This window comes from Sinomonas soli, assembly GCF_054782415.1.
Genome location: NZ_BAAGSN010000016.1, coordinates 327,455 through 351,262 on the forward strand (window position 1 = coordinate 327,455; position 23,808 = coordinate 351,262).

A 23,808-nucleotide genomic window follows, 5' to 3' on the forward strand; every position below is an offset into this window, starting at 1 on the left:
GACCTAGTAGCCGACTGTCACGGGCAGCGAGCGGGTCCCTTCCGCCGCGGTGACGATGGTGGCCGCCGAGATCGCGTTCCCGTCGCCCTTGAAGAGGAGCGAGCCGTAGGCCGGATCGCCGGAGGCCGAGAGGACGTACCCAGTGAGCGACGAGCCGTCCACCTTCTCGGGGGCGTCGAGGACCGCCGTAGTCCCGCCGGCCACGTCGAGGGAGACCGGGCTGTGGAGCGCCCCGTCCTCGGTGACGGGGACCGCGCGGATCTGGGCCCGCCCCTCCGGGACGCCGAACACGATCTGGCGTGAGCCGCCCTGCCCGACGGTGACAACATGGCTGTCGCCGATCCGCTGCGCCGCGGCGGCCACGGCGGTGTCGAGGGGCTCGTCCGCCGAGAGCCCGCGCGGCACGCGGGCCGACGCCGTGAAGGACACGTCGGCCGTCGCGGAGACGCTGTAGGTACCCGCGGGGAGCCCAGTGAGGGGAACCTCGGTGACGGTGCCCGCCTTGGCCGTCACGACGCCGCCGGCGGGCAGCTGCACGGCGCCGTTGGAGCCGTACACGCGAAGCTGCACCACGGCGTCGGCCGCCCCGGGGACGGTGATCTGCACGGCTGCTCCGGCGTCCTCGTACCCGCTCTTCGCCGTCAGGTCCTTGGACCGTCCGGGGTCCTGCAGCTCGATGCCCGTCACCGTCTGCCTCGGTGCCGGAGCGGCCGCGGGGGTGATGAGCTCGACGCCGCCGGGGGTGAGCCCACGCAGCGTGGACTGCTGGATGACCGCGGCCACGGGCGCTCCGGTGCTGCGCACGTGCACGGAGACGTTGGCCTGGCCCGGCATGTAGCCGCTGAGCACGTAGGAGGCGGAGCTGCCCGGCTTGACCTGGAGTCCACGGCTCGACGGCGGTGCCTGGGTCAGCGGCTTGTCGCCGAAGAACTCGAGGTCCACGGTGGCCGGGCTCGAGCTCGGGTTGGTGAGCGTGAGGACGGAGGTGCGCCCCACGGTCGTCTCCGCCCCGAGGAGCCACTGGTCGTTCGTCGGGGCGGTGCAGGTCGCGGTGGCCAGGCCGCGCAGGTCGCCGTCCCCGGCCTCGAAGCGGGTGAGGGCGCCGGTCGAGGCGGGGGCCCCGGCGAGCGGCTTGGCCGTGAGCAGGGTCAGCGCGTCCACGCCCTGGCCCGCGATCGCCGCAGCGCGCGGCTGCGCCACGGTGCCCGCTGGCACCTTCTGGCCGGCGAGGGACTTCAGCGGCGTCTTCCCCTGCGGGCCCAGCGCGATGTCGGGGAGAGTGCCCTGGGTGTCGGACAGGACGATCCCGCTCACCTGGGTGCGGGCGGTCCGGCTCGCGGGGCTGAACTGGGGGTCACCCTGCACGGGGGTGCCGGACAGCAGGCGCGCCGGTCCGGGGCAGGCGCGCACGGCGTCGGCCGTGGGCACGTCGACGGAGGGTGCGCTCCCGGCGCCGAGCGAGGCGGGGTCGGGCACGGCGGACGCCGCGACGGTGAGGCCGCCGGCCAGTCCGGCCAGGACGGTTCCGGCCAGGGCTGCGCCCACGGCGCGCATCCTCCGGCCGGGCCGGGTCTTCGGGGTCCGGTCAGAGGCGGGCGTCGTCATGCACTGCTTCCTCACTGCTCGCGGGATCGCGGTCCTGGGCCGTGGCGGCCCTCTCGTCGGCGCGCCGGCGCGGCGCCCGCGGCCCCCCGGAACGGTGGCCTTCTGACGGTTCCTCCTCGGGGCGGCCTGCCTCTGCGGCCCGCACGTCGGGTTCGTCGATCGGCCAGTCGTCCGGCCCGTCGTCGAGCGGCGTGCCCACGGTGCGGCGCGCGGGTGCCGGCGCGGCGGCATCGTCCTCGCTGCCCCTGCGCCGGGGGGCGCGCGGCGCGCTGCGGTGGGGGTGGCGGCCGAGCGACTCGGGGACGAGCAGGGCGGAGCCTGCACCGCGGCGCCCGGTGCGGCGGATCCGGGCCGGGATCGCCAGCAGGAGGGTCAGCGCGAAGGCTGCCACCGCCGCGGCACCGAGCGGCCACGCCGCCGGGTTGTGGTAGGCGATCTCGAGGTGGCCGCCCTGGGCCGGGAGGTAGAAGGCCTGGGACCAGCCCTGGGGCGATGCCGCGAGCGGCCTGCCGTCGAGCGAGGCCGCCCAGTGCGGGTCGCTGCGCTCGGCCAGCACGAGCCGGCGCCCCTGGGGCCCTGCGGGAATGTCGGCGGAGACCGATTCGGGGCCCGAGGGCACGGACGCGAGCGTGGCGCCGGAGGCTGCGACGATGCGTGCACGCTGGTCGATGGAGAAGTCGCCGTCCTTGCCCGCGGTGCGCGGGGTCACGCGCCACAGCCAGCCGGCGTCGGTGCGGCCCACCGCCACGAGGGAGGGCACGGCGTCGATGCGCCCGGCCGTGACCTCGTCCGTGGCGCCGTCGTCGGAGAGGACCACGAAGCCGATCCCGAGCTGTTCGAGGTCCTTGCGCGGGTCCACGGCGGCGCCGCCGCCCACGGTGGCGACAGCGTGGCGGAGCGCGGTGAGTGCGGCGTCGTCGTCGGTGATCCGCTCGGACCCCCACCCGCCGGTGACCCGGCTCGAGGCGGCGACCGCAGAGAGCGAGTCCAGCGTGGTGCCGGCGCCGCGCATGAGGCTCGCGGTGAAGCCGCCGGCGTCGGTGCTGTGGAGGACGAGCGTGCGCGTCTGCTGCGGGCCCTGCCCGAGGTCGGCCGCGGTCGCGGGCAGGACCCTGGCCGGGCCGGGGCCGACGAGCGCCTCGGCGCCGAGGCCCCCCGAGGACGGGGCGTGGCCGAGGCCGGTGGCGGCCCACTGGGCCAGGGCCCCGGCGGGGCCGACGGCGACGAGCACGTAGGCGAGGGCGATCGCGGCGGCGGAGACCCGGCGGGGCGTCCGCGGCGCCGCGGAGCCCTCGGGCCGGGGCCGGTGGGCGAGGTTCCTGCGGTGCTCGAGGAGGCGGTCCAGGCCGAGGACGCCGACCGTGATGAAGGCGATCCCTGCGGCTCCGAGGCTCGGTCCCGCGAAGGGCGCCGCGAGGGAGTCCCCTGCGACGGCGGTGGGCGTCCGGGACACGGCCCATCCGTAGGCCAGGCCGAGGATCCCGGTGGCGAAGAGCAGGCGGGCCGCGATCCCCCGACGGCCGGTGAGGAGGACGGCTCCGGCCACCGCGGCGGCCAGGACCGGTGCGCCGAGGAGCAGCGCTCCGAGGAGGGACCAGGGCACCCCGGCGGGGAGCCCCGGGACGCCGGTGAGCGCGGCGCCGGCGTCGAAGGCGACGGGCTGGCCGAGGACCAGCTGCCACGGAGCCGCCGGGACCCCGGCCAGCGGGACGCCGGGGTCTGCGATCCAGGCGCGCGGGTCCGACGGGACGGAGACCCACAGCGGCGCGAAGAGCGCCACGGTGGGCACGAGCACGATCCACAGGCTCCTCGCACGCCCGAGCAGGGCGAGGGAGGCGAGCAGGACGACCGCGGCGGCCAGCGGGACGAGCGAGGGCGCGCAGGCCGTCGCCAGGGCGAGCGCGAGGCCGCCCGCGGCTGCAGCGGTCCACGAGGGGACGCCGCCGGTGCCGTTGCGCGGCTCGTGGCGGGGGCCCACCGTTCCGCGGATGCGGGCGGCGCCCACCGCCCGGACCATGCCGAGGGCAGCCCAGGGCAGCGCGGCGTGCGCCACCGCGGCGCCGAGCCGGCCCTGGGCGAGCGCGGTCAGGAGCGAGGGCGCGGCGGCCCATACGAGGGCCGCGAGCCAGCGGGGGGCCCGGTGGGCTGTGAGGTTGGCGGCCAGGGCCCAGGCACCGAGTCCGGCCACGGGCGCGGCAGCGAGGAGGGCGGCGGTGACGCCGCGGTTCGGGTCCCCGCCGGCGAGGAGGCCGAGGAGCCAGAGCACGAGGTCGAACGGATCGCCGTGCCCTGCCTGGCCAGGGCCCACCCCGGCCCACCAGCTCGTGGCGTGCGCGAAGACGGCGGCGAGTGTCGTGGAGACGGGCACGAGAGCGCCGCCGACGGCGGCCTCGGCCCCCAGCAGCGGAGCGAACGCCGCGAGCGCGGCGATCAGGGCCGCTCCGGCGACCACGAGGGCGCCGGTCCCGACCCAGCCGCGCGAGGCGACCGCGAGGGCGGCGAAGTCGTCCTGGGAGTCGCCGGTCGGCTCGCTGGAGCCCTCGGCGGTCCCCGAGCCGTCCCCGACCACGCTCTCGGGCTCGGCGGCCGCGGATTCGAGGAGCGCGCGGCGGTGGGCCCAGATGTCCCGGCGCGGGGTGATGAGCGGCCGGAGCACGGAGCGCGAGACGGCGCGGCTCCGGCGTGCGGTCCGGCGGCCGCGGGCCAGCCGGCCCGGCATGCCCAGGGCCGCGAGGGTGGCGCCGAGCCTGGCGGCGCCGAGCGCGGGCTCCTTGAGCACGATCGCGAGCAGGAACTGCCAGAGGCCGCCGAGGAGCGCGCCCGCAGCGTGGAGGGGAAGCTGCCACAGGGGCGCGTGCTTGAGCCGGGAGTAGACCTCGGCCCGTCGGGCGGCGAACGGGGTGCCGGCGGCGCCCGGGCGGGCAGAGTGCATCATGCGGGCCCCGGGGACCACGACCACGCGGTGTCCCGCCAGGCGGGCGCGCCAGCAGAAGTCGACGTCGTCGCCGGTGGCGGGCAGGGCCGGATCGAACCCGCGCAGGGACTCCCACACGTCCCGGCGCACGAGCATCCCCGCGGAGTTGACGGCGAAGACGTCGCTGCGCGCGTCGTACTGGCCCTGGTCCTGCTCGTCGACGTCGATGAGGGTGAGCCGCTCGCCCCAGCGGCTGACGGACAGGCCGACGTCGACGAGGGAGCCGGGCGCGTCCGCGTCGAGCTGCTTGCAGCCGGCCACGGTGACGCTCGGGGCGGCCTCCACCGCGGCGAGCAGCGCCGCGAGGGCGTCGGGCGCGGGCGCTGAGTCATCGTGCAGAAGCCAGAGCCACTCCGCGGCGCCTTCCGGGGCGGGCTGCGATCCTGCCGCGAGTCCGCGGGCCACGGCGCCGCCGAAGCCCCCGGGGATGCGCACCGCGGTGACGTTCTCGGCGCCGAGCGCCTCGCACAGCAGTTCGGCCGAGTGGTCGCGGGACCCGGTGTCCACGCCGATCGCGGCGTCGACGGGCCGGGTCTGGGCCGCGAGGCCGGCGAGGGTCGCAGGAAGGTAGGGACCGCCGTCGTGCGCAACGACGACAGCGGTGACGCGTAGAGCCTCCAGGGTCAGACCGCCCGCTTCCGGAGCCGGCGGCGCTCGCGCTCCGAGAGGCCGCCCCAGATGCCGAAGCGCTCGTCGTTGGCGAGGGCGTACTCGAGGCACTGGGCCCGCACCGTGCAGGAGCCGCAGACCTTCTTGGCGTCCCTGGTCGAGCCCCCCTTCTCGGGGAAGAACGCCTCGGGGTCGGTCTGGGCGCACAGCGCCTCGGCCTGCCAGGCGAGCTCGCCCTCCTCGGGCTCCCCCGGCTGCACGAGGTCGATGAGCACGGCCTTGGGCGTGTGCTCCCGGGGGTTGGCGAGGAGGGCGAGTGCCCGCTCGATCGCCTCGTCCGCCGGCTCGTCCTCGACGTCGTCGTCGAGGTCGTCCACTTCGTGGGCCGCGAGGAACGCCGTCGCGGCGTCCTCGAGGGTCTCCACGGAGCGGGCCTCATACCGTTCCTGTGCGTCCGGGTCTGCTGGGTCGACGTACCAGTCGGCGGGAATCCCCCGCGACCGGTACCTGGCCGACGCCTGTGCAGCTACGGCCGACTCGTACTGGATACGCTCCGCCTGTCCCACGGTGCTCCTCCTCGGGTCGAGTTCTGCGCGGCGAGCCGCTTCAGACCAGCGCCAGGAAGAATCCCGGTGCCGGTCCCCCTCGGCCATGCGATGATCGGTTCATCGGTGCCGCCGGCGCAGTTACTGTCCAGTGCTAATTACATGCGTGTAAGACGGTCTGAGTCAAGCGGTGGCGGCAGATTGTAGCCAGACGATTCGGCGGCCAGCCCGTGCGACACGCGCGCGGAGCGGCGCCCGCCGCGGCCCCGGGGTCGCGGCAGGGGGCGCTGTGGTCCAATGGGCGCATGCCAACCACGATCGCCCACCTGCTGCAGCGGCTGCGCGCCGGCCAGCACGCCTCCTCCCCGCGCCTGACCTGGTACGGCCCCGACGGGGAGCGCATCGAGCTCTCGGGGCGCGTGCTGGAGAACTGGGTCGCGAAGACCTCCAACTTCCTCTCGGAGGAGCTCGACGCCGAGGCCGGCACCCGGGTGCGGATCGCGCTGCCGGCCCACTGGAAGTCGGCCGTGATCGCCCTCGCGGCGTGGCAGGTCGGGGCCGTGGTGGTCGAGGACCGGGGCGCCCCGGCCGACATCACCTTCGTGGGGCCCGAACCTGCGGCGGACGACGCCGCACCCTCCGGCGGCGTGGTCGTCGCCGTCGCGCTCGGGGCGCTCGAGATGGGCTACCCGGGCCAGCTGCCGGCTGGCGCCTACGACTACGCGGCCGTCGTCCGCCAGTTCGCCGACTCCTACGAGCCGTTCGCCCCGCCGTCCGCGGACGACGCAGCGTACGAGTTCGGGGGCGAGTCCTTCTCGCAGGCGGAGCTGTCCGCGGGCTTCGCGTCCCCGGCGGCGCCGGGCGCGCGCGTCCTCGTCCCGGCCCGGGAGGGCCTGCGGGCCGCGCTGTCGCGGCTCCTCGGGGCATGGGCGGCGGATGGGTCCGCCGTGCTCGTCCACGCGCAGGCGGAGGAGGCGGAGGGCGGGCGCACGCTCGAGCGCATCCGCCAGGCCGAGAGGGTCACCGCGCCCTGACGGGGCGCTCGGTCAGCGGTCCCCCGCAGCGCCGAGGTCGCTCGGGCCGGCAGCGGTCCGGCCGGGCTCGCCGGCACCGGCCGCGGAGGCCTGCTGCGGGTGCCCGTGTCCGTGCTCGTGCTCGTGCTCGTGCTCGAAGATCTCGTGGTCGCCCTCGTACCCGGGCTCGGTGTCCAGCTCCTGGTTGAAGACCCAGAAGCGGTAGGCGAAGAAGCGGACCACCGTGGCGACGACGATCCCGACGACGCCCGCGAGGAACAGCAGGTTCTTGTCCTGGATGTCCATCCAGTACTTGGCGATCGCGGTGAACCCGGTCGAGATCCCGATCCCGAGGCCGTTGATAACGGCGAACATGACGAACTCGCGGGCGATGTTGGCCTGCTTGCGGTGCCGGAAGGTCCAGTAGCGGTTGGCCACCCACGAGAAGATCGTGGCCACGGTGGCGCCGACGAAGCGTGCCTTGGCCTCCGAGTCGGACATGATGGTGTGCATGAACAGGTAGGTCAGGCCGTTGTCGATGACGAAGGCCACACCGCCGACCGTGCCGAACTTCGCGACCTCGCGCCAGAAGAGCGAGACGAGACCACGCAGGCGGTCGGAGATTGTCGAGATCATGATCCTCCACGGACGGCATTGGGGCGGCGCATCGCCTCAGGACGCACAGGGTCCGGCGTCCCGGCTCGGCCCGAGGGGCCCGGACGGGAAGAGCGCACAGGACATTCTACCGCCGCCCTCCGCGGCGGACGCTGGGCTGCGGCTGTGAGCACGGGGCGCCGGGCCCGCGTCCGCCGGTGCCGGGCGCGCATTCTGTACTCTGGGCGAGTGAGTTTTCCTGTGATCGGAGTAGTCGGAGGCGGCCAGCTGGCGCGCATGATGGCCCCTGCGGCAACCGCCCTCGGCCTCGAACTGCGCGTCCTCGCCGAGGCCGAGGACGTCTCCGCCGTCCCCGCCGTCCCCTTCGCGCCAGTCGGCGACTACCGCAGCCTCGAGGACCTGCGAGCGTTCGCCGCCGAGGTCGACGTCCTCACGTTCGACCACGAGCACGTGCCCACCGAGCACCTGCTGGCCCTCATGGCGGAAGGTGTCAACGTCCAGCCGGGACCCGACGCGCTCGTCCATGCGCAGGACAAGCTGCGCATGCGGGAGGCCATCGACGCGCTCGGACTGCCGAACCCGCGCTGGCGCGCCGTGCACCACGTGAGCGAGCTCGTCGCGTTCGGCGACGAGATCGGCTGGCCCGTGGTGCTGAAGACGCCGCGCGGCGGGTACGACGGCAAGGGCGTGCGGGTGCTCCGCTCCGCCGCGGAGGCCGAGGAGTCGGACGACTGGTTCGGCACCATGTCGCCGCTGCTGGCTGAGGAGATGGTCGGCTTCTCCCGCGAGCTGTCCGCGCTCGTCGCCCGCACCCCCAGCGGAGAGTCCCGGGCGTGGCCGGTGGTCCACACCATCCAGGTCAACGGGGTCTGCGACGAAGTGATCGCCCCCGCGCCCGAGCTGGATCCCGCCGTCGCCCGCGCGGCCCAGCAGGCGGCGCTGACCGTCGCCGAGAGCCTCGGGGTGACCGGCGTCATGGCGGCGGAGCTGTTCGAGACGCCGGGGCGCGGCCCCGGCTTCCTCGTCAACGAGCTCGCGATGCGGCCGCACAACACCGGCCACTGGACGCAGGACGGCTCCGTGACGAGCCAGTTCGAACAGCACCTGCGCGCCGTCCTCGACCTCCCACTCGGGGACACCGCCGTGCTCGGCGACTGGGCCGTCATGAAGAACTACCTGGGCGGGGCCAACCAGGACCTCTACAGCGCCTTCCCGGCCGCGCTCGCCGCGGACCCGGCCGCCAAGGTCCACGCCTACGGCAAGTCGGTCCGGCCGGGCCGGAAGATCGGCCACGTCAACCTCGTCGGCGGTCCCGGCTCCGATCCGGCCGTGCTGCGCGAGCGGGCCACCCGCGTCGCCGCGATCGTCCGCGACGGCGCCCCGGGCACGTCACCGGACCAGACGCCCTCCGACTCCCAGGAGACCGCATGAGCACCCCGGCCATGAGCACCCCGGCATCGCGCCAGCAGCCCCTCGTCGGGCTCGTCATGGGCTCCGACTCCGACTGGCCCGTCATGGAGGCCGCGGCCGACGCCCTCGCCGAATTCGGCGTCCCCTTCGAGGCTGACGTCGTCTCGGCCCACCGGATGCCGGAGGAGATGATCGCCTACGGGAAGTCGGCACGCGAGCGCGGCCTGCGGGCCATCATCGCGGGCGCCGGGGGCGCCGCCCACCTTCCCGGGATGCTCGCTTCGGTGACGACGCTGCCGGTGATCGGTGTGCCCGTGCCGCTGAAGACCCTCGACGGGATGGACTCCCTCCTCTCGATCGTGCAGATGCCGGCGGGCGTGCCCGTCGCCACCGTCTCGATCGGCGGCGCACGCAACGCCGGCCTGCTCGCCGTGCGGATGCTCGCCTCGGCCCCGGACGAACTCGGAGCGCGGCTGGCCGAACGGCTCGCGGAGTTCGCCGTCGGCCTCAATGCCGCCGCTGCCCGCAAGGGCGAGGCGCTGCGCGAGAAGGCCGCACGGGTCTTCGCGGACGACGCCGACCGGCCCGGCGCCTGACCCGCGCACCGACAGGAGGACCATGGCCCTGCACACGCCCGCGCGAAGCCACCAGACCGATCCGATCCGCCACCCCGAGGGCGCCTCGCCCGGGGTGCGCACGCGGCGGGCCTTCACCCTCCTGGTCCTGACCCTCCTGGTCCCGGGCACCGCCCAGCTGATCGCCGGGAGCCGGCGCCTCGCCCGCCGCGCCCTGGCCGTCACGGCGGCCGTGTGGGCGGTGGCCCTGGTGCTCCTCGTCGTCGGCCTTATCAACCGCGGGGCCATCCTCACCCTGGTCACCCACCCGGTGCTCTCGCTCGTCCTCATCGTGGTCCTGCTCGTGCTGGCCGTCTGCTGGGCAGGGTTGTTCCTGAACACGCTGCGGCTCATCCGCGTCCCGCTCCTCGCCCAGCGCATGCGCCCCGTCGTGGTCCTGGCGCTCGTGGTCGCGATGGTCGTCTCGAGCGGCAGCCTCGCGTACGGCGCGTACCTCATCGGCGTGGGCAGGGGGGCGATCGGGACGATCTTCGGCGGCCCGGCCATCAGCCCCGTGGACGGCCGCTACAACTTCATGGTGATGGGCGGCGATGCCGGCGCCGACCGGGTGGGCCGCCGGCCGGACAGCCTCTCGATCATCAGCGTGGACGCCAACACCGGCCGCACTGCCCTGATCTCGATCCCCCGCAACCTGCAGAACGCCCAGTTCCCCGCCGATTCGCCGATGCACAAGATCTACCCGGACGGCTACAACTGCGGCAACGACTGCCTCATCAACGCCATCAACACCGAGGTCAACCAGAAGTACAAGGACCTCTACCCCGGCGTGGACGACCCGGGCGCCCAGGCCACGCTTGAGGCAGCCTCCGGGACCCTCGGCATCAAGGTCCAGGCCTACGTGGTGGTGGACATGGCGGGCTTCCAGCAGCTCATCGACGCGATGGGCGGGATCCGCATCAAGGCCGGCGGCTGGGTGCCGATGAGCGGAGCCTCGCTGGACAACAGCGGTACGCACGCGCTGCCCGTCGGCTGGATCGCCCCGGGCGAGCAGAAGCTCGACGGCTTCCACGCCCTCTGGTACGGCCGCAGCCGCGAGTTCGCGAGCGACTACGACCGGGTCGCCCGCCAGCAGTGCATCGAGCAGGCGATGATCAACCAGCTCAATCCCGCGACCCTCCTGAGCAAGTTCCAGGACATCGCCGGGGCCGGGACCAAGGTCGTCGAGTCGAACATCTCCTCGGAGCAGCTCGGCAGCTTCGTCGACCTCGCCCTCAAGGGCAAGAGCCAGCCCACGAGCAGGCTCGTCATCGGGCCGCCGGACTTCGACGCCTCCTTCCCCACCTACCCGGACTTCTCCGCGATCCATGCGAAGGTGCAGGGCATCCTCAAGCAGGCGAGCGGCTCCGCGTCGCCGTCGCCGAAGTCGCTCGGAGGCACGACGTCGGTCCTCGGCGGGGGCGCGGGCCTCGCCGTCCCCGGGTCGATCCCGGCCGCCCAGCACGCGCCCGCGGGTGCCCCGGCCAACCAGTACAACGACGTGGGCCCGGACGGGGTCAAGGTCACCCCGCAGCACCTCAACGACCTGTTCAACGCGGGCAGGAACGACCTCCTCGACGCCATCATGTCCGGCAACGGGGAGTGCACGCCGCTGTGAGCACCGCACTCCGCCTATCCCGCACCTGCGCGTCCTGACCCGTTGTCCATCAGCCGCCTTCCGCCCACCCGCCGAGTAAGGACCCCATGCACCTGCTGAGCAACACGATCCGCGACTACGCCTGGGGCTCGACGACGGCCATCGCCCGGCTGCTGGGCCGCGAGCCGAGCGGGCGGCCGGAGGCCGAGCTCTGGATCGGGGCCCACCCCGACGCCTCCTCGCGCCCGCTGGACGACCCGGACGGATCGAGCCTGGCCGAGCTCATCGAGACCGACCCTGTCGGCACGCTCGGGACCGCGAGCATCGAGGCCTTCGGCGCCCGCCTGCCGTTCCTGCTCAAGGTCCTCGCCGCGGACTCCCCGCTGTCGCTGCAGGTCCACCCGCGGCTCGACCAGGCGAGGGCCGGCTTCGCTGCCGAGGAGGCGGCCGGCGTCGCCCGCACGGCCCCGCACCGGAACTACAAGGACGACAACCACAAGCCCGAGATGGTGTTCGCCCTGACCCCCTTCGACGCGCTCACGGGCTTCCGCGCGCCGGCCGAGTCCGCCGCACTGTTCGAGCGGCTGACGGCGCTGCTGGCCGGGTCGGAGGCCGCCGAGGTCACGGAGCAGGTCGCCGAGCTGCTGCGCACTCCGGACGAGGCCGAGGCCCTCAGCGCGGCGTTCGCCCGGCTCATCAACGGCGGCCCGGACGTACGCGCCTGCGTGGACGCGGCCGCCGCGGCGATCGCCGCCGCCGGGCATGGGGCCCGGGACGATGCAGCCCTGGCCACGGTCGCGGACCTCGCCGCGGCCTACCCCTCGGATCCCGGCGTGCTGCTGTCGCTCATGCTCAACCGCGTGAGCCTGGCCCCGGGCGAGGCCCTCTACCTCCCGGCGGGCAACGTGCACGCGTACCTGCGGGGCCTGGGCATCGAGGTCATGGCGGCCTCGGACAATGTGCTGCGCGGCGGTCTGACGCCCAAGCACGTGGACATCCCGGAGCTGCTGCGTACGGTCGTGTTCGAGGCGCCCGGCGTCCCGCGCCTCGCCGCCCAGGAGTCAGCGCTCGGGCAGGAGCTGTACCGGCCGCCGTTCGAGGAGTTCCAGCTCCAGCGCATCGACGTGCCGGGCTCCCCCGACGCGGGCGCAGCGCCCGAGCCCGTTCCCGTGGCGCAGACGGGCGCCGCCGTGGTGCTCGTGGTGCACGGTTCGCTCACCCTGGACACGCCCAAGGGCGACCTCGTGCTCTCCCGCGGCGACAGCGCCTTCATCCCGGACTCGGAGTCGCCGGCGCTCGCGCATGCGGGCTCTGACGGCGTGCTCGCCTTCGCGGTCACGACGGGGCTCGGCCCCGCCTCGGGCCTCGCCTAGGGCGCACGACGACGGGCCGCGCCACCGGGGTCAGCGCCGGACGAGCTGGCGTGCCCTCCCCGCGGCGCCCCTGGCCCGCCCGAGCGCAGCCTTGGCCGCACGCCGGCCCTGCGCGAGCGTCCGGCGGGCGAGCGGCATCCCGGTGGCGTACACCGGGTAGAACGGCGAGAGCGGCAGCTCCCACGTCCCGGCGAGCAGGTTCTCGTGCTGGGCGAACTGCTTCTTGAAGTCGGAGATGCCGTCGTTCAGGAGCCCGTTGAGGTCGTAGCGGGTGCAGCCGTCCGCCTTCATCGCCATGAAGGCGGCCCACTTCACGCCGTAGTTCGCGCGGGCCTTCTGCCCGGCCGCGTTCACCCCGCCGTAGAGCTCGAACGCGGTGCCTGCGCTGCGCGCGATCCACACGAAGGCGACCACGCGGCCGCCGTCGAACGCGGCCACGATCGGCGAGTCGTCGCCGAGGAAGCGCCAGATGTCCCGGTAGTACGCCTCCTCGTGGATGCCGAAGCCGGCGCGCTCCGCAGTCTCGCGGTAGATCGCCAGCACCTGCCCGAGCTCCTCCTCGGTCGCGACCTTCCGGAAGGCCAGGTCGCCGCGCAGGTTCTTGCGGACGTTGGCGCGCGTGGTGCGGGACATGTCCGCCATGAGCTCGTCCTCGGTGCGGGCGAGGTCGAGGATGAGGGTGCGCGGGATGAGGATCGTGCTCTCCGTGCGGCGGAAGCCGGCCGACTCGAGCTCGCGCTCCCCCGCCGAGCCGGCGTCCCAGTCCGGTTCGGCCACGAGGGCGACGGAGCCGTGCGCCGCACGGACCGCCGCCGCCACGGCGGCCAGCACTCGCCCAGCGTCCTCGGGCGCGCACACGGGGCCGCGGGAGAGGTAGGCCAGCGACTTCAGCGGCCACGGCAGGGAGCGGTACAGCACTTGGGCGCCGCCCACCACGGTCTCGCCGTCGCTGACGATGAGCCGCTCGGTGCGCCAGTGGTGCGCCGCCTTGACCTCGCCCCAGCCCCACAGCTGCAGGGGGTGCCCTCCGTGGCCGTTCACCAGGCCGTCCCACGTGGCGCGGTCCCTGCAGGGACTGACGGTCAGCTCGGGGCCGGCCTGCTGGCTCTCGGGGCTCATGATCCTCCTGGGTCGGGCGTCAGGGTGCGGGCCACGCGCCCGACTGGGGCGCGGCCGCGCCCCAGTCTAGCCGCGGCTCAGGCGCGGCGAGCCCAGCTCTCCCACTTGCTCGCGTGGTGCTCGGCATCCACGAAGCGCACGGTGCCGGACTTGGAGCGCATCACGATCGACTGCGTCTTGACGCGGTCCTTGCGGTAGCGCACGCCGCGGAGCAGGTCGCCGTCCGTGATGCCCGTCGCGGCGAAGTAGCAGTTGTCGCTCGTGACGAGGTCGCTCGTGGTCAGGACGCGGTCGAGGTCGTGCCCGGCGTCGAGCGCCTTCTGCTTCTCCTCGTCGCTCGTGGGCCACAGGCGGCCCTGGATCACGCCGCCGAGCGCCTTGATGGCGCAGGCCGCGACGATGCCCTCGGGGGTGCCGCCGATGCCCATGAGGGCGTCCACCCCGGTGCCCTCGCGGGCCGCCGCGATGGCGCCGGCCACATCGCCGTCCAGGATGAACTTGGTCCGCGCGCCGGCGGCCCGGATCTCCTCGACGAGGGGCTTGTGGCGGTCGCGGTCCAGGACGCACACGTTGATCTGGTTCACCTTGACGCCCTTGGCCTTGGCGATGAGGTGCAGGTTCTGCTTCACGGGCAGGCGCAGGTCCACGAGGTCTGCTGCCTCGGGGCCCGTGACGAGCTTCTCCATGTAGAAGACCGCGGAGGGATCGAACATCGTCCCGCGCTCGGCCACCGCGAGGACGGCGAGGGCGTTGTTGATGCCGAGGGCGGTGAGGCGCGTGCCGTCGATCGGGTCGACGGCGACGTCCACCTCGGGGCCCGTGCCGTCGCCGACGCGTTCGCCGTTGAACAGCATCGGGGCCTCGTCCTTCTCGCCCTCGCCGATCACGACGACGCCGTTGAAGTGGACGGTCTCGAGGAACGAGCGCATCGCATCGACGGCCGCGCCGTCGGCCTTGTTCTTGTCACCGAAGCCGACCCAGTGGCCGCCGGCGATCGCGGCGGCCTCGGTCACCCGGACGAGCTCGAGCGCGAGGTTGCGGTCCGGCTCGTCGGCTCCCACGTGGAGCGAGCTGGAAAGGGTCGAGTACTGGGTGTCTTGGGACGCAGTGGACACTGAGGACCTCTTCTTCGAGCGGGCGTGTGCCTTCATCCTAGTCTTCCCGGGGCCGGCCGCCCGAAAGGATGTCGGCCGTCCCCGACGCATTCGCATTCGCGAACACCGCGCCCCATGCGGGACCATGGAGGGGTGAGCAGCACCGACCATGCCCCCGAGACGCACGATGCCCAGGCCGCCCCGGGCCCCGACGACGCCCCCGCCGCCAAGCCCGTCCTGACCCCCGCCGCGGCCAAGCGCGCCAACGCCTCGGTGATCGGCATGATCATGGCGCTCCTCGTGAGCCTGCTGGCGATCGTCCCCGTGGTGCTGCTGAACGCCTCGCAGAAGACGGACACGTACCGGCCGGCCGTCGACGTGGCGGCCGTCGCCGCGAACGCGAAGCCCGTGGCGGGCTTCAGCCCGGTCGTGCCGCAGCTGCCCGCCGGCTACTCCCCCAACTACGCCCGCTGGGTCTCCGGGACCTCGGACGGCGTCTCGCACTGGGACATCGGCTACCTCACCCCGGCCCAGCAGTTCGTCTCGGTCGAGCAGACCGCGTCGGCGAACCCGACGTGGCTCGCCGACCAGGTGAAGAAGGCGCCCACCACCGGGACCCGGGACGTCGGAGGGGTCCAGTGGACGCTGTACGACAAGCCCGGCACCGAGAAGAGCTATGTCGCGACCATCGCCGGCACCACCGTGATCGTGAGCGGCTCGGCCGGTTTCGACGAGTTCGACGCCGTGGCCGGCGCCGCCGCCGCGTCGGCCCGGTCCTAGCACGCCCGGGAACAGGACGGCGTCCGGCGTAGAGTAGGGGCCGTGACCCAGACTCTTTCTCCCGCCCAGGCGTGGCAGATGCTGCGCGACGGAAACCAGCGCTTCGTGGATGGCGCGAGCATCCACCCGAACCAGGACTCGGCCCGACGCCACGAGCTCGTGGCGTCGCAGAACCCGGTGTGCGTCATCTTCGGCTGCTCGGACTCCCGGCTCGCGGCAGAGATCATCTTCGATCTCGGCCTCGGCGACGCGTTCGTCGTCCGTTCCGCGGGCCACGTCATCGACGAGACGATCCTCGGCTCGCTCGAGTACGCCATCGAGCCGCTCAACGTCCCCCTCATCGTGGTCCTCGGCCACGACTCCTGCGGCGCCGTCACCGCCAGCGTCCAGGCGTACGAGACCGGCACGATGCCGGGCGGGTTCGTCCGCGACCTCGTCGAGCGCATCATGCCGTCCGTCCTCACCGCCCAGCGCAACGGGATCACCGACGTCGACAACACCGTCGTCGAGCACGTCCGCCAGACCGGCAAGCGGCTCCTCGACACCTCGCAGACCATCGCCACCGCCGTCGAGGAGGGCCGCACCGCCGTCCTCGGCGTCTGCTATCACCTGGCCGAGGGCAAGGCCGAGCTCGTCTCCGGCTTCGGGGACGTCTAGGCTCCCCCCGTCCTCCTCCGTCGCAGGGCGCTCCCAGTTCGGGGGTGCCCTGCGACCGGGGCTAATCTGGGAGCCATGACTGACTCTGCAGTGCAGGCCCCTGCCACGGACTACCGGATCGAGCACGACACGATGGGCGAGGTGCGCGTTCCCGCCTCGGCCCTCTACCGCGCCCAGACGCAGCGCGCCGTCGAGAACTTCCCCATCTCGGGCAAGACGCTTGAGCGCAAGCACATCGAGGCCCTCGCGCGGGTGAAGAAGGCCGCCGCGCGCGCCAACGAGGACCTCGGCGTGATCGACGCCGAGCTCGCCGACGCGATCGCCGCCGCCGCCGACCGCGTCGCCGCGGGCGAGTTCGACGCGCACTTCCCCATCGACGTGTTCCAGACCGGATCGGGCACGTCGAGCAACATGAACATGAACGAGGTCCTCGCCGAGCTCGCCACGCGCGCGCTCAAGGAGGCGGGCAGCGACAAGGTCGTCCACCCGAACGACCACGTCAACGCCTCCCAGTCCTCCAACGACGTCTTCCCCACCTCGGTGCACGTCGCGGCGACCAACGCCCTCCTCAACGACCTCGTCCCCGCGCTCACGCACCTCGCGGCCTCGCTGAGCCGCAAGTCCGAGGAGTTCAAGGACATCGTCAAGTCCGGCCGCACGCACCTCATGGACGCCACCCCGGTGACCCTCGGGCAGGAGTTCGGCGGCTACGAGGCGCAGGTGCGCTACGGGATCGAGCGCATCGAGGCCTCCCTCCCCCGCGTCGCCGAGGTGCCCCTCGGCGGGACCGCCGTCGGCACGGGCATCAACACGCCGGCCGGCTTCCCGCAGCGCGTCATCGAGCTCCTCGCGGCCGACACGGCGCTGCCCATCACGGAGGCGCGCAACCACTTCGAGGCCCAGGCGAACCGCGACGGCCTCATCGAGGCCTCGGGCCAGCTGCGCAACATCGCGTACTCGATCATGAAGATCGCGAACGACCTGCGCTGGATGGGCTCGGGCCCGAACACCGGCCTCGGCGAGATCGCCATCCCGGACCTCCAGCCGGGCTCGTCCATCATGCCGGGCAAGGTCAACCCGGTGATCTGCGAGGCCGCGATCATGGTGGCTGCCCAGGTGATCGGCAACGACACCACGATTGCCCTGTCCTCGACCAACGGCGCGTTCGAGCTCAACGTCGGCATCCCGGTCATGGCCGCCAACCTGCTCGAGTCCATCCGCCTGCTCGCCAACACGGCTCGCGTCATGGCGGACAAGATGGTGGACGGAATCCAGGCCAACGCCGAGCGCGCGCGCTTCCTCGCGGAGGCCTCGCCCTCGATCGTCACGCCGCTGAACAAGTTCATCGGCTACGAGAACGCCGCGGCCATCGCCAAGAAGGCGGTCAAGGAGGGCCTGACGATCCGCGAGGCCACCGTGGCCCTCGGCTTCGTCGGCGAGGGCGAGGGCAAGGTCTCCGAGTCCGATCTCGACAAGGCCCTCGACGTCACCACCATGACGGGCACGAACAAGTAGCCCCATTCTGAGAGTCACCTCCTGAAGGTCACCTCCTGAGCGTCTTTGTCCTGACATCGACCTCGAGGAGGTGGCCTTCAGAACGTGTGGGGGCGGTCCGGGCACGGCAGGCTCCGGCGGCCCGGGTAGTCTGGGAGCCGTGCCCACGCCTGAGTTCATCCTCACCCTGCGAGACATGGTCGGCGGCCACCCCCTCTGGCTTCCCGGCGTCAAGGCGGTCGTGACGGACGACGCTGGCCGCCTCCTCCTCGTCCGGCGCGCCGACAACGGTCGCTGGACGGTCCCCGCGGGCATCGTGGAGCCCGGCGAGGAGCCGGCCTCCACCGCGGTGCGCGAAGTGCTCGAGGAGACCGGCGTCCACGTGGCCGTCACCCACCTCGCCGGCGTCGGCATCACCGCCCCGGTGGTCTACCCGAACGGGGACCACGCCCAGTACCTCGACGTCGTGATGGCCTGCGCGTACTCCGGCGGCGAGGCTCGCGTGAACGACGACGAGAACCTCGAGGTCGGCTGGTTCACCCGTGACGGCCTCCCGGACGTGCCGCCGCTGCACGCCCGCGCGATCGAGTGGGCCCTCGATCCGCAGCGCCGCGCCCACTTCGTGGGCTGAGGGGTGCGGATCAGGCGGGCAGCACGAGCGCGATCGCGGTCCCGACGAGCATGAAGGGGCCGAACGGGATCGCGGACTTCGCGGTGCCGCGGCGGGTGACGATGAGGCCGAGGCCATACAGGCCGCCGAGCAGGAACGCCGCGGCGGTGCCCCAGAACAGGTGCTGCCAGCTCAGGAAGCCCAGGTACAGGCCGAGCACGCCGGCCAGCTTCACGTCCCCGAAACCCATCCCGGCCGGGTAGACCACCCGCAGCACGAAGTAGACGAGCCACAGCACGGCGCCGCCGCCGAGGACCCGCACGGCCGCTCCGGCGTCGAAGTTCCCCGCGGCCAGCACCGCAGCGAGGGTGAGCGGGACGGCCGCCCAGTAGCTCGGCAGGACGATCCGGTTCGGCAGCAGGTGGCTGCGGATGTCGATCACGGCCAGCCGCGCGGCCATCCACAGGTAGTACGCCAGGCACGCGACGACGAGCCAGAAGGCGACGGGGCTGGCCTGCCACAGCTCGGGAAGTCGGTCGGTCACAGTGTGGACACTAGTGCCACGGCCCCTTCCTCCGCCGCAGCTGGGCTAGCGTGGCGGGATGATGACGCTCGAGGATGTCTGGCCCGTCTTCCGCCTCCGTCTGCTCACCCCGCGCCTCGAGCTCCGGCCGCTCCGCGACGGGGACATCCCGCACTACGTCGAGGCGGCCCGCGGCGGTCTCACGGATCCCGCGCTGGCCCCGCACGGGCGCTCTGCGCTGTCCAACGCCTGGGACGAGTCCGGCGACATCGCGGCCAACAGCGCGCGGTGGATCTGGGAGACGCGCCTCCGCTGCCGCCCCGAGGGGTGGACTGTCATGTTCGGCGTCTGGTCGCGCGAGGGCGGCTTCCTGGGCTCCCAGGACGTCGGCGCCACGGACTTCGCCGCCCTGCGGACGGTCGGCACCGGCTCGTGGCTGCGGCGCTCGGCGCGCGGACTCCGGCTCGGGACCGAGATGCGCGCGGCCGTGCTGCTGTGGGCCTTCGACCACCTCGGCGCCGAGGTCGCCCAGAGCAGCGCCTACGACTGGAACGCGCCCTCGATCGGCGTCTGCCGCTCGCTCGGGTACGAGCCCAACGGCGAGGCCCGCTGCGGAGGCGCCCCGGGCGTCGTCGAACGCGAGCTCCGCTTCCGCCTCGCGAAGGAGGCCCTCCGCCGCCCCGGCTGGCAGCTCGAGGTGCACGGGCACGCGGCGGCCGCCGCCGTCCTCGGCGTCCCGGAGCGGGGCTGAAGGACGACGGCGGCCGGTCGCCGGGCGCTCGCGCCCCGGCAGCGCGCGGGGACCTAGATCTCGGCTCCCTCGAGCAGCTCGGTGACGAGCGCGGCGATGGGCGAGCGCTCGGAGCGGGTGAGGGTCACGTGGCCGAACAGCGGATGGCCCTTGAGGGTCTCGACCACGGCGGCGATACCGTCGTGCCGGCCGACGCGGAGGTTGTCCCGCTGGGCGACGTCGTGCGTGAGCACGATCTTCGAGTTCTGCCCGATGCGGCTCATGACGGTCAGGAGCACGTTCTTCTCGAGCGACTGGGCCTCGTCCACGATCACGAACGAGTCGTGCAGCGACCGGCCGCGGATGTGGGTGAGCGGGAGGACCTCGATCAGGCCCGCGTCCATGACGTGGTCGAGGACGTCCTTGCCGACGAGCGCACCGAGCGTGTCGAAGACGGCCTGGCCCCACGGGTTCATCTTCTCGGCCTCGGTGCCGGGCAGGTAGCCGAGCTCCTGGCCGCCCACGGCGAAGAGCGGCCGGAACACGACCACCTTCTTGTGCTCGCCCCGCTCCATGACCGCCTCCAGGCCCGCGCAGAGGGCGAGCGCGGACTTGCCGGTCCCGGCCTTGCCGCCGAGAGAGACGATGCCCACGCCCGGGTCCATCAGCAGGTCGATGGCGAGGCGCTGCTCGGCCGAGCGCCCGTGCAGCCCGAACACCTCGCGGTCTCCGCGCACGAGCCGCACCTGCTTGTCCGCGCCCACGCGCCCGAGCGCGGAGCCGCGGTGGGAGAGCACCACGAGGCCGGTGTTGACCGGCATCTCGGCGGCCTCGGGGATGAAGACCGGTTCGTGGCCGTAGAGCGCGCCGACCTGCTCCTCGTCGGCGTCGACCTCGGCCACCCCGGTCCAGCCGGAGTCGACGATCTGCTCGTTGCGGTACTCGTCGGCGTCGAGGCCCATGGCGGAGGCCTTGACGCGCATCGGGAGGTCCTTGGACACGAGCGTCACGGAGCGGCCCTCGTTGGCGAGGTTCTTGGCCACCGCGAGGATCCGGGAGTCGTTCTCGCCGCTGCGGAAGCCCGCGGGGAGGACGTCGGCGGAGATGTGGTTGAGCTCGACAGTGAGGGTCCCGCCCTCGGCCGCGCCGTCCGCCGCGAGCGGGACGGGCCTGCTGAGGCTCCCGTGCCGGATGCGCAGATCGTCGAGGAGGCGCAGGGCCTTGCGGGCGAAGTAGCCCAGTTCGGGGTCGTGGCGCTTGCCCTCGAGCTCGGTGATCACGACGACGGGGATCACCACCGCGTGCTCGGCGAAGCGCAGGAGCGCCCGCGGATCCGACAGCAGCACGGACGTGTCCAGGACATAGGTCCTCTGAGTGTCCCCGGCGGGGGCCCCTGCGGCGGTGGTCTCTTCGGGCAGCATTCCAGTGGTCGTCACGTCGACTCCAGCCCCCGGGTCTCCCCGGCGTTCTCCAGTTCCGTCCGGCTCGGCCCCGAGGCCGGAACCGGCCTCCCTGGACTGCTGCAGCGCAGCGCCCACATTCAGCCTCCCCGTACCGGAGGCGGACACCTCCGATGGCCACAATGTACGCCGCGCCACATGTCCGGCAGATGAACCGACGGGGAGTGTCCGGCAAATCACGCCCGCACATCCTCCGCCTGTTGCATCTATCAATAAATGCAAGCGTAGGCTGGAGGCATGGCCGGAACCGAGCAGACCCAGACGGCCGCCGAGCGAGCCCACGCAGCGCTCGCGGAGGCCATCGTCTCCTGCGCCCTCGCGCCGGGCTCCCTCATCACGGAGGGCGAGCAGTCCGCGGCCCTCGGGATGAGCCGCACCCCAGTCCGCGAGGCCTTCCTGCAGCTCGCCGCCGAGGGGCTCCTGCGGCTCTACCCGAAGAAGGGCGCAGTGGTGACCGCGGAGGACGACGCGGCGACCCGCCAGCTGCTCGAGGCGCGGGTCATGCTCGAGTCCGAGTCGGTGCGGGCCGTGGCGCACAGACCGCGGGCCGAGGCAGCGGCCCCCCCGGCGCTCGCCCACCTCCTCGAGGTCCAGCAGCGGGCGATCGACGAGGGGGACGCCCTCGCGTTCGCCCGCGCCGACCACGCGTTCCACGCCGCCGTGGCCGCCGCGTCCGGCAACGCGCTCACCGGCGCGTTCTACGGCCAGATCCGTCCGCGGCTCGAGCGGCTCACCCACGCGATCGTCCGCTCGGGCGAGGCCAACCTTCCCCGGTTCCTCTCCGACCACCGCCGGCTCACCACGTTCCTCGACCGCGGGGACGCCCCAGCCTACGCGGCCCTCCTGCGCACGCACGTGGGCATCGACGCGCCGCGGCCCTCCGGCTCCTGACCGGGCACTCCCCCCTCTCCTCCCCCTCCGAGAAGAAAGCCGTCCATTGCGCCGCCCCTGGCTCCGTGCCGCCACCGCCCTGTTCGCCATCGCCTGGGGAGGGAACCACTTCACTCCGCTGCTGCACCTGTATGAGGCGCGGTTCGGCTACGCCGCGGTCACGGTGAACCTGTTCCTCGGCACGTACGTGGCGGGCCTCGTCCCGGGCCTCCTCCTCGGGGGCGCCCTGTCCGACCGGCGCGGCAGGGCTCCCCTCGTCCGCGCGGGCGTCCTCCTCGGCGCGCTCGCCAGCGTGGTCCTGGCCCTCGGCGCCGCCGCGCCGGCGGTGATGTGCGCGGGGCGCCTGCTCGCGGGGGCGTCGGTGGGCATCGCGATGTCGGTCGGCACGAGCTGGGTCAAGGAGCTCTCGGCGCGCCGCTTCGATCCCCGCCTCGGCGAGGCCGCGCGCACGACGGCGGGGGCCCGCCGCCCGGCGCTCGCCCTCACCCTGGGCTTCGGGATCGGTGCGGGCGTGGCAGGCTCGCTCGCGCAGTGGGCCCCGCTTCCCTCGGTGCTGCCGTACGCGGTCCATCTGGTGGTCTCGGCGGCGGCGCTGGGACTGCTCGCCCGGGTACCGGAGACGGCAGAGCCGACTCCCGGGGGCCCTGCCGCCAGCCTCTGGGACGATCTGCGGGTCCCGCTCGCGGGGCACGCGCGCTTTGTCCGCGTCGTGCTGCCGGCGGCGCCCTGGATCTTCGCCACGGCGGGGATCGGCTACGCGGTCATCCCGCTCCTCGAGGCGCCGGCCCTGGGCGCGTGGGCCCTCGCGTACGCGACAGGGCTGACGGTGCTCACGCTCGGGGTCGGGGCGCTCGTGCAGCCGCTCGTGCCCCGGCTGGACGCCGCCACCGGCGGGAGGGCCGGCGTCGTCGGCCTCGGCGCCATGCTCGCCGGGCTCCTTCTCGCCGCCGCGAGCGCCGCCGCGCTCTCCCCGTGGCTCGGGGCGGCCGCGGCCGCGGTCCTCGGCGCCGCCTACGGCACGTGCCTGGTCTCGGGGCTCAAGGAGGTCCAGGCCATCGCCGGGCCGCGGGACCTCGCCGGGCTGACCGGCGTCTACTACAGCGCGAGCTACGCGGGGTTCCTGCTGCCGCTCCTGCTCGCCGCACTGGCGGGCGTCGCGACGTACACGGTGCTCCTGCTCGGGGTCGCGGCCGTGTGCCTCGGCTCCCTGCTCGCGGTGGCAAGAGGGCTGAGGACCACCCGGGCCGGGGCCTAGCTACGCGCCGAAGCGCCGCTGGCGGCCGGCGTAGTCCCGCAGGGCCCGCAGGAAGTCGACCTTGCGGAAGGCCGGCCAGAGGGCCTCGCAGAAATAGAACTCGCTGTACGCGCTCTGCCACATGAGGAAGCCGGAGAGCCGCTGCTCGCCCGAGGTGCGGATCACCAGGTCGGGGTCCGGCTGGCCCGCGGTGTACAGGAAGCGGGAGATGTCATCGACGTCGAGGCGCTCGGCGAGCGCGGCGATGTCCTCGCCGCGGGCGAGCGCGTCGCGCAGGAGGTCCCGCACGGCGTCGACGATCTCCCGCCGGCCGCCGTAGCCCACCGCGACGTTGACGTGCAGGGGCTCCGAGGGGCTCGGCTTGGCGGTGAGGCGAGCGAGGCGCTCGGCGAGGTGGTCGGGCAGGATCTCGGGCGCGCCCATCGCGTGCACGGACACGGAGGGGTCCTCGTCCAGCCGGTCCAGCGTGTCGGCGATGATCTGCGTCAGCTCGGCGAGCTCCTCGCTCGAGCGGCTGAGGTTGTCGGTGGAGAGCATGTAGAGGGTCACGACCCGCACTCCGAGCTCCCGGCACCAGCCGAGGAACTCGTGGATCTTGTCCGCCCCGGCCCGGTGGCCCTGGCTCGTGGGGGCGTTGAACTGGCGCGCCCAGCGGCGGTTGCCGTCCACCATGACGCCGATATGCCCGGGAACGCTGTCGGGATTGAGCGAGCGCTGGAGCCGGCGCTCGTAGAAGCCGTAGAGGAAGCCGGGCAGTCCCATGGCCCTCCTGCCCGTCGAATCCGTGCCCTGTTCCGGGCGCCCACGCTGCTGCCCCTCTAGGCTACCGCAGCCGGATCCGCA

The 23,808-nt window shown here is 73.5% G+C and carries 21 protein-coding genes; 12 read left to right on the forward strand and 9 right to left on the reverse strand.

All coding sequences use genetic code 11. From position 1 onward, the window contains the following. Positions 1 to 3: 3 nt before the first annotated feature. The 3 genes from ACYVKZ_RS17300 to ACYVKZ_RS17310 are packed head-to-tail and all read right to left on the reverse strand — an operon-like array spanning position 4 to position 5,754. Positions 4 to 1,605, reverse strand: a complete 1,602-nt coding sequence (locus tag ACYVKZ_RS17300; RefSeq protein ID WP_460993481.1) for a DUF5719 family protein — start codon at positions 1,603 to 1,605, stop codon at positions 4 to 6. After that, complete coding sequence (locus tag ACYVKZ_RS17305; RefSeq protein WP_460993482.1) at positions 1,586 to 5,299, reverse strand: glycosyltransferase family 2 protein; 3,714 nt, start codon at positions 5,297 to 5,299, stop codon at positions 1,586 to 1,588. The genes ACYVKZ_RS17300 and ACYVKZ_RS17305 overlap by 20 nt, the downstream gene beginning before the upstream one ends. Further along, a complete protein-coding gene (locus ACYVKZ_RS17310) occupies positions 5,203 to 5,754 on the reverse strand; it encodes a WhiB family transcriptional regulator (RefSeq protein ID WP_460993483.1) in 552 nt (183 codons plus the stop codon). The genes ACYVKZ_RS17305 and ACYVKZ_RS17310 overlap by 97 nt, the downstream gene beginning before the upstream one ends. Before the next feature lie 284 nt (positions 5,755 to 6,038). Here ACYVKZ_RS17310 and ACYVKZ_RS17315 point away from each other — a divergent pair, with 284 nt between their 5' ends. Then, positions 6,039 to 6,767, forward strand: coding sequence for a TIGR03089 family protein (locus ACYVKZ_RS17315; RefSeq protein ID WP_460993484.1), 729 nt, complete (start codon positions 6,039 to 6,041; stop codon positions 6,765 to 6,767). A 12-nt stretch (positions 6,768 to 6,779) separates the two neighbouring features. On the opposite strand, the gene ACYVKZ_RS17320 is transcribed toward ACYVKZ_RS17315, so the two are convergent. After that, positions 6,780 to 7,382 carry a GtrA family protein gene (locus ACYVKZ_RS17320; RefSeq protein WP_460993485.1) on the reverse strand — a complete coding sequence of 201 codons (603 nt, stop codon included), beginning with the start codon at positions 7,380 to 7,382 and terminating at the stop codon, positions 6,780 to 6,782. A 207-nt stretch (positions 7,383 to 7,589) separates the two neighbouring features. Here ACYVKZ_RS17320 and ACYVKZ_RS17325 point away from each other — a divergent pair, with 207 nt between their 5' ends. The 4 genes from ACYVKZ_RS17325 (at position 7,590) to manA (ending at position 12,352) form a co-directional block, all read left to right on the forward strand. Continuing rightward, on the forward strand, positions 7,590 to 8,792 hold the full coding sequence (locus ACYVKZ_RS17325) for a 5-(carboxyamino)imidazole ribonucleotide synthase (RefSeq protein ID WP_460993486.1): 1,203 nt from the start codon (positions 7,590 to 7,592) through the stop codon (positions 8,790 to 8,792). Further along, entirely contained in the window at positions 8,789 to 9,367 is a 579-nt protein-coding gene (gene purE / locus ACYVKZ_RS17330) for a 5-(carboxyamino)imidazole ribonucleotide mutase (RefSeq protein WP_460993487.1), read from the forward strand. Before ACYVKZ_RS17325 ends, purE begins: the two co-directional genes overlap by 4 nt. A gap of 22 nt (positions 9,368 to 9,389) precedes the next feature. Next, positions 9,390 to 11,000, forward strand: coding sequence for an LCP family protein (locus ACYVKZ_RS17335; RefSeq protein WP_460993488.1), 1,611 nt, complete (start codon positions 9,390 to 9,392; stop codon positions 10,998 to 11,000). Between the two features lie 86 nt (positions 11,001 to 11,086). Then, on the forward strand, positions 11,087 to 12,352 hold the full coding sequence (gene manA / locus ACYVKZ_RS17340; protein WP_460993489.1) for a mannose-6-phosphate isomerase, class I: 1,266 nt from the start codon (positions 11,087 to 11,089) through the stop codon (positions 12,350 to 12,352). A gap of 30 nt (positions 12,353 to 12,382) precedes the next feature. Here manA and ACYVKZ_RS17345 read toward each other — a convergent pair whose 3' ends face one another. Further along, a complete protein-coding gene (locus ACYVKZ_RS17345; RefSeq protein ID WP_460993490.1) occupies positions 12,383 to 13,471 on the reverse strand; it encodes a lipid II:glycine glycyltransferase FemX in 1,089 nt (362 codons plus the stop codon). Positions 13,472 to 13,548: 77 nt separating this feature from the next. Continuing rightward, on the reverse strand, positions 13,549 to 14,622 hold the full coding sequence (glpX, locus tag ACYVKZ_RS17350) for a class II fructose-bisphosphatase (protein WP_460993491.1): 1,074 nt from the start codon (positions 14,620 to 14,622) through the stop codon (positions 13,549 to 13,551). A 96-nt stretch (positions 14,623 to 14,718) separates the two neighbouring features. On the opposite strand from glpX, the gene ACYVKZ_RS17355 reads away from it, so the two are divergent. From ACYVKZ_RS17355 to ACYVKZ_RS17370, 4 genes are all read left to right on the forward strand, one after another. After that, a complete protein-coding gene (locus ACYVKZ_RS17355) occupies positions 14,719 to 15,345 on the forward strand; it encodes a DUF4245 domain-containing protein (RefSeq protein ID WP_460993492.1) in 627 nt (208 codons plus the stop codon). Between the two features lie 78 nt (positions 15,346 to 15,423). Then, positions 15,424 to 16,002, forward strand: a complete 579-nt coding sequence (locus ACYVKZ_RS17360; protein WP_460993537.1) for a carbonic anhydrase — start codon at positions 15,424 to 15,426, stop codon at positions 16,000 to 16,002. Between the two features lie 75 nt (positions 16,003 to 16,077). Further along, a complete protein-coding gene (locus ACYVKZ_RS17365) occupies positions 16,078 to 17,517 on the forward strand; it encodes a class II fumarate hydratase (RefSeq protein ID WP_460993493.1) in 1,440 nt (479 codons plus the stop codon). A 139-nt stretch (positions 17,518 to 17,656) separates the two neighbouring features. Next, entirely contained in the window at positions 17,657 to 18,127 is a 471-nt protein-coding gene (locus ACYVKZ_RS17370) for an NUDIX hydrolase (protein ID WP_460993494.1), read from the forward strand. Positions 18,128 to 18,137: 10 nt separating this feature from the next. On the opposite strand, the gene ACYVKZ_RS17375 is transcribed toward ACYVKZ_RS17370, so the two are convergent. Beyond that, positions 18,138 to 18,650 carry a prepilin peptidase gene (locus ACYVKZ_RS17375; protein ID WP_307005552.1) on the reverse strand — a complete coding sequence of 171 codons (513 nt, stop codon included), beginning with the start codon at positions 18,648 to 18,650 and terminating at the stop codon, positions 18,138 to 18,140. A gap of 58 nt (positions 18,651 to 18,708) precedes the next feature. Between ACYVKZ_RS17375 and ACYVKZ_RS17380 the strand changes: the two genes are divergently transcribed. After that, positions 18,709 to 19,380 (forward strand): GNAT family N-acetyltransferase, encoded by a 672-nt coding sequence (locus ACYVKZ_RS17380; protein ID WP_460993495.1) that lies wholly within the window; start codon positions 18,709 to 18,711, stop codon positions 19,378 to 19,380. A gap of 53 nt (positions 19,381 to 19,433) precedes the next feature. Here the strand turns inward: ACYVKZ_RS17380 and ACYVKZ_RS17385 are convergent, their stop codons facing one another. Next, positions 19,434 to 20,780, reverse strand: a complete 1,347-nt coding sequence (locus ACYVKZ_RS17385) for a PhoH family protein (protein ID WP_460993538.1) — start codon at positions 20,778 to 20,780, stop codon at positions 19,434 to 19,436. A 276-nt stretch (positions 20,781 to 21,056) separates the two neighbouring features. Here ACYVKZ_RS17385 and ACYVKZ_RS17390 point away from each other — a divergent pair, with 276 nt between their 5' ends. Next, positions 21,057 to 21,710 carry a GntR family transcriptional regulator gene (locus ACYVKZ_RS17390; protein WP_460993496.1) on the forward strand — a complete coding sequence of 218 codons (654 nt, stop codon included), beginning with the start codon at positions 21,057 to 21,059 and terminating at the stop codon, positions 21,708 to 21,710. A 46-nt stretch (positions 21,711 to 21,756) separates the two neighbouring features. Beyond that, positions 21,757 to 22,965 carry an MFS transporter gene (locus ACYVKZ_RS17395; RefSeq protein ID WP_460993497.1) on the forward strand — a complete coding sequence of 403 codons (1,209 nt, stop codon included), beginning with the start codon at positions 21,757 to 21,759 and terminating at the stop codon, positions 22,963 to 22,965. Here the strand turns inward: ACYVKZ_RS17395 and ACYVKZ_RS17400 are convergent, their stop codons facing one another. Then, positions 22,966 to 23,727, reverse strand: coding sequence for an isoprenyl transferase (locus ACYVKZ_RS17400; RefSeq protein WP_460993498.1), 762 nt, complete (start codon positions 23,725 to 23,727; stop codon positions 22,966 to 22,968). Positions 23,728 to 23,808 lie beyond the last annotated feature (81 nt).